Origin of the sequence: Streptomyces phytophilus (genome assembly GCF_013870535.1) — a bacterium.
Taxonomy (GTDB): Bacteria; Actinomycetota; Actinomycetes; order Streptomycetales; family Streptomycetaceae; genus Streptomyces; species Streptomyces phytophilus.
The window spans coordinates 1-3,237 of sequence record NZ_JACBXC010000683.1 but is presented as its reverse complement, the minus strand read 5'-3'; the positions used below and the strand labels follow the sequence as shown (position 1 = coordinate 3,237).

At 73.9% G+C, this 3,237-nt stretch carries 2 protein-coding genes and 1 pseudogene; 1 reads left to right on the top strand and 2 read right to left on the bottom strand.

Annotated elements, in window-relative coordinates; translation table 11 throughout:
• Nucleotides 1-83: 83 nt before the first annotated feature.
• Nucleotides 84-2,333, bottom strand: a complete 2,250-nt coding sequence (locus H5J30_RS23495) for a serine/threonine-protein kinase (RefSeq protein ID WP_445194954.1) — start codon at nt 2,331-2,333, stop codon at nt 84-86.
• Between H5J30_RS23495 and H5J30_RS37820 the strand changes: the two genes are divergently transcribed.
• The gene (locus H5J30_RS37820) at nt 2,317-2,652 is read left to right on the top strand and encodes a hypothetical protein (RefSeq protein ID WP_445194953.1); all 336 of its coding nucleotides are present in this window, start codon (nt 2,317-2,319) and stop codon (nt 2,650-2,652) included. The two genes, H5J30_RS23495 and H5J30_RS37820, sit on opposite strands and share 17 nt — an antisense overlap.
• Before the next feature lie 48 nt (nt 2,653-2,700).
• On the opposite strand, the pseudogene H5J30_RS23490 reads toward H5J30_RS37820, so the two are convergent.
• Nucleotides 2,701-3,237, bottom strand: a pseudogene (locus H5J30_RS23490) (hypothetical protein); the annotation flags it as partial.

The following is a 3,237-nucleotide window of genomic DNA, read 5'->3' as shown; positions in this document are numbered from 1 at the left end:
GTCACCTGCCTCCAGCGGCTCCTCGCACGAGGGGCACGTGCTCAGTTGGGATACGGGAGGTGTGTTCGCCATGGGCTTTCCTCTCATACCCAGGTCTTCGGCCGGTAGCGGTTGGCCCGTTCGACCATGTCGATCCGCTCATGGCCGTGCGGTGCGAGACGGGCCAGCACCCGGAAGGAGTTTTCCAGACCGAGCCGCAGCCCGTCCTCGTCCAGCGCGCAACCCAGCAGCGGCTGCGGCGGACCCGCGGGCGCCTGGCCCGCACCGGTGCCGGTGCGGCCGGTCAGCACCCAGTCGAGCGCACTGCCCAGTACCTCGGTGGACAGCCGGGCCCTGCGGCCCGCGTCCAGGCCCACGTCCTGCAGCCGCTCCACCTGCGTACCGGCGGCCTGCAGATCGGTCAGCAGCGGCTCCTGCGGGGCGCGCTGGCGCAGCCGGGCTCTGATCGCCGCGACGCGCGCCGCGGTGTAGTGGATCGACGCCTCCGGTACGGACTCCAGCGCCCGTACGGCACCGGACCTGTCGGCGGCGGCGAGCCGCACCCGGGCGAGTCCGAACGCGGCGCTGACGTAGGCCGGGTCGGACGTCCACACCAGCCGGTAGTACTCGGTGGCGTTGTCCAGCTGGCCCAGCACCTCGGCGCAGATGCCGAGCGCCAGCTTCGGCGCGGGCTCGCCGGGGAAGGCGTCGTAGATCGCGTCGAAGGACAGCGCGGCGGTCTCGAAGTCCCGGGTGGCCAGCGCCTGCAGACCGCGGTACCAGACGATCCGCCAGTCGTCGGGGTGCTGCTCGCCCAGCTCGGCCAGCGCGGAGCCGGTCGCGGCCAGGTCGCCCAGCTCCAGGTGGGCGCGCACCCGGCGCAGCTGCAGCTCGACGGAGTCGGTCGGCGCGTTGGACAGCGCCGCGGTCAGCTCCGCGGGCGCGGACGCCATCAGGCCGGCGAGGAAGCCGGCGTTGGGGTCGCTGGGGTTCACCCGCGGCACCGGCAGCGCCAGCGCCGCCGCGGGGGAGTTCAGCGGCAGCGTGTCCGCGATCTGCGCGGGCAGCGCCACCTGCGTGCCCATCCCCGGCCCGCCGCCCGGCAGCTGCGCCGGTACGCCCTGCGCGGCCGGCAGCGCGGGGGTGCCGTTGCCCGCCGCCCGCGCCACGCGCTCGCGCTTGCTGACCGCCCGGGCGCCGAGCTGCGAGGTCTCGCCGGTCGCCGGCGGGAACAGCTCGCTGTCCACCACCCGCAGCTCCGCGCCGAAGAGCGTGGAGAGCGCCGGCTGCGGCTTGCCCGTCTGGAGCGCCACGACCTCCCGCAGCACACCGGTCAGCTGCTCGGACATCTCCGCGGCCGAGGCGAACCTGCGGGCCGGGTCGGGGTCGGTGGCGCGGACCAGCAGCCGGTAGAAGGACTCGTACCGGTTGAAGACGTCGATCGAGTCGGGGTCGGGCAGGGTGTCGACGAAGACGTTGGTGTAGCCCTGGAAGTCGAAGGTCAGCACGGCCAGCGTGCGGGCCACGGTGTACAGGTCGGAGGCGATGGACGGGCCGACGTCGGCGACCTCCGGGGCCTGGTAGCCGACGGTGCCGAAGATGGCGGAATCGTCGTCGTCCATGCGGCGCACCGCGCCCATGTCGATCAGCTTGAGCTGGTCGCCCTGCTGGATCGCGTTGTCGACCTTGAAGTCGCAGTACAGCAGGTTGCGGCTGTGCAGGTGGCCGAGCGCCTCCAGCGCCTCGATCCCGTACGCGCACGCCACCTCGACCGGCAGCGGGTCGCGCTTGCCGTCCGGCGTGCGCCGCTCGTTGGCGATCTCCTTCATCGACTTGCCGCCGACGTACTCCATGACGATGTAGCCGTCGAGACTGCCGGTGCGCTGGTCGAGGTGCTCGACGAAGTTGTAGATGCGCACGATGCCCGCGTGCTCGATCTCCGCGAGGAAGCGGCGCTCGGAGACGGCCGCGGCGATGGCGTCCTCGTCGCCGGTGTTCAGCAGGCCCTTGAGGACCACCCAGCGGTCGGCGACCGCGCGGTCGATCGCCAGGTAGATCCAGCCCAGGCCGCCGTGCGCGAGGCAGCCCGCGACCTGGTACTGCCCGTGGACGATGTCGCCCTCCTGGAGCTTCGGCACGAAGGAGTACGGCTGCCCGCACTTGGTGCAGAAGCCCTCCGTACGCCCCGGCCGCCCGCTCCGCGACCGGCCCACCGGCGCCCCGCACTCGCTGCGGCTGCAGTACCGCTTGCGCTCGGGCACCTCGGGGTTGGCCAGCACCGCGGTGCGCGGGTCGGGCCGCGGCACCTCCGGCACCGTCACCAGGCCCGCGCCCAGCTTGCCGCGGGAGGCCACCGCGGACGTACGGGAACTCTTCACCGAGACCGAGCGGCCCGTCGACGCCCCGGTCAGCGCGCGCGACAGCCGCCCGGAGACCGACCGGCGCGACGCCCGCGAACTGCTCCGGGACGTGCTGCTCGACCGGCTCGACGCGCTGGAGCTGCTCGACGAGCTGCCCCGGCTGCCCCGGCTGCCCCGGCGGTGCCCGGTCACCCCGGTGGGCGCCGAGCCGACCACGCCGTCCGGCGAGACGACGGGGGCGAGCCCGCAGGTGTCGCAGTACAGCTCGCCGCCGCCGACGTCCTCGTACGTTCCTCCGCAGCCCGGCCGCTGACATGCCTGCGCGTTGCTCATGACTCCCCCAACTCCGTTCCGTCCAGCCTCACGCCATGCCCCCGGGCCGATCAACCGGACCCGCCGCGAGCACCTCCGCCGTGGCCCGCTGGTAGCGCAGCACCGCCTGCTCCGCCGCGATCAGATCGCAGGGCGCCGACCACAGCAGCCGGCGCGCCGCGTCGTACCGCTCCACCAGGATGCGGTCCTCGGCGAAGCCGTGCCGGGCCACCTTCGCCTTGTACGCGTCCAGCCGCCCGCGCAGCTCCGCGCGCACGGCCAGCGGCGCGGTCACCGCGGTCAGCGACTCCCGCGCCCGTAGCAACTCCTCCTCGGCCCGCTGCTCCAGGCTCTCCAGCAGCGGCGAGAGCCGGTGCCACTGGGCGCGCCTGCGGAACTCGACCGCGTTGGCCAGCTGTTCGTTCAACGCGGTCGGCGGGCCGCTGACCGCCGGCACCTCGGACGCCGCTATCTTCGCCAGCACCTCGCCGCGCGCCCGCCGGGCCTCGCCCAGCGTACGGTCCGCGCGCGACAGCACGTCGCGCACCCTGATCAGCCGCTCCTCCGCGTCCTGCCGGACGTGCAG